General features: G+C 63.9%; 1 protein-coding gene. It reads right to left on the bottom strand.

Going from position 1 to position 1,959, the window contains the following annotated elements:
• Window positions 1–156: 156 nt before the first annotated feature.
• Window positions 157–1,383: a lytic murein transglycosylase gene (locus tag VGP39_RS25690; protein WP_327570899.1), complete on the bottom strand. Its 1,227-nt coding sequence runs from the start codon at window positions 1,381–1,383 to the stop codon at window positions 157–159.
• Window positions 1,384–1,959 lie beyond the last annotated feature (576 nt).

Raw genomic sequence — 1,959 nt, 5'->3', positions numbered from 1 at the left:
GATCGCATCGTCAGATGCGATCCGGGTGAGGGGCCTACCCACGAATCCGAGCACGTAGAGACACCCCTCACCCGAAGCCTGCGCTGCGCTACGGCTTCGACCTCTCCCCTGCGGGGAGAGGTGAATGCGAGCCGCTCAATCTAAATTCATTACGCACTACCGAGGCACGCGCATCCGCGCCAGCAATTCGGCGGTCGGCCAGGAATCGGCGGGCAGGCCGTATTTGATCTGCATCGCCTTTACCGCCGTGCGGCTTAGCTGGCCCATGATGCCGTCGATCTTGCCGACGTTGAATCCCGCGCGCACCAGCAGCTGCTGCATCTCGCGCAGCTCATTGAACGGCAGTTGCGCGACCGGCCCTTGCGGCTGCCGCATCGGCGGCGCACCCGCGATGCGGGTGGCGAGATAGCCCGCGGTGGTCGAATAGATCAGCGAATTATTCCATTCGGTATAGGCCGCGAAATTCGGATAGGCGAGAAACGCCGGCCCCGTGCGGCCCATCGGCAGCAGCAGCGACGCCGGCAGATTGTCGTTCGGCAACGCGCGGCCGTCCGGGTAGGTGACGCCCCACGCCGCCCATTTGGAGCGCGGATGCTGGATGGTCAGGTCGGCCTGGTCCCAAGAAAAACCTGAAGCCAGGTTCTGCGGCGCGCGCACTTCCTGCAGCCACGGCTCGCCGCGCCGCCACTTCAGGCCGGTCGCGATATAATTCGCGGTCGAGCCGATCACGTCGGCCGAACTGCGCAGCAAATTGCGATGGCCGTCGCCGTCGTAATCGACGGCATAGTTGAAATAATGCGTCGGCAAGAATTGCGTCTGGCCGAGTTCGCCGGCCCATGAGCCGACCATTTCGGGTGGGCTGAGATCGCCGCGGTCGATGATTTTCAGCGCGGCGATGGTCTCGTCCTGAAACATTTTCGAGCGGCGGCAGTCATAGGCGAGCGACACCAGCGAGCGCAGTGTCGGCAAATTGCCCATGTTGGCGCCAAAATCGCTTTCCAGCCCCCAGAATGCCGCGATCACTTCCGGCGGCACGCCATATTGCTTCTCGGCGCGCGCAAAGGCAGCCGCGTTGGCCTTGATGCGGGCCTGGCCCTGCTGCATGCGGGAGATCGCCGCCATGCGTCCCGCAAACACCGTGAACACCTGCCCGAACACGCGCTGGCCGCGGTCGCGGTTGACGATGCCCTGGTCGTAGACCAGATACGGCGCGGCTTCAGCCAGCGCGCGCTGTGAGACGCCGGCCGCGACGGCCTGCTGTTTTAGGCCGGCCAGAAATTGATCGAAACTCCTGCCGCCATGACAGGAAGCGCCGCGTTGTGCGAGGGCTGGCTGTGGGGCGAATGAGAGTAACAGCAAAGTCGCAGCCAAACAAAATCGCATCGCCGAAATTTTCTGCATGACGAGGGGACCGGTGCTGAAGCGGGAATGAGGTGCGAAGATGATCTCTGTCGTAGCATCATCCGAGATCGTGTCACACCCTTAGCGTCATCCCCGGACTGGCGTCGCCACAACTCCACCGTCATCCAGAGGAGCGCGCCCTTGCGCGCGTCTCGAAGGATGGAAGCAGGTGCGGTTTTGGCATCTCGCCTGCGGCCGATCCTTCGAGGCTCGCCGCTGCGCGGCGAGCACCTCAGGATGACGGGGGAGATTTTTTTCGTTCATCAACATTAAATTTTTGCATTCCCTATCCACGTCCCCAAAACCCCGCTTATCCTGCTCGCGTCCTGTCCGATGAGGGGCCGCTTCTAGAAGCGATCCTTCAGTGGGCAGAGCGAGAGCTGGCTGAGCCGGGGCGCCCCGGATCGGCCGATGGATTGGTGGCCAAGGTGGAGCGCCGGGAGGCGCCGCGCCCTACGTCACTGGGCGCGCGCGGCTGGCGTTATCAGCTGCGCAAGGCGGGGCCGCTGCTCCGTCTGAAGGGTGCCTCGCAAGCATCCTGGCGCCTCCCGCCGCTCC

Origin of the sequence: Bradyrhizobium sp., from assembly GCF_036009065.1 — a bacterium.
GTDB lineage: Bacteria > Pseudomonadota > Alphaproteobacteria > Rhizobiales > Xanthobacteraceae > Bradyrhizobium.
Note: the sequence above shows the minus strand (reverse complement) of the source record. Positions and strands in the feature narration are given on the sequence as shown.

What these genes read in the sequence shown, in the direction of transcription:
- VGP39_RS25690 (WP_327570899.1), bottom strand. Translation starts at nt 1,383, where the DNA reads ATGCGATTTTGTTTGGCTGCGACTTTGCTGTTACTCTCATTCGCCCCA.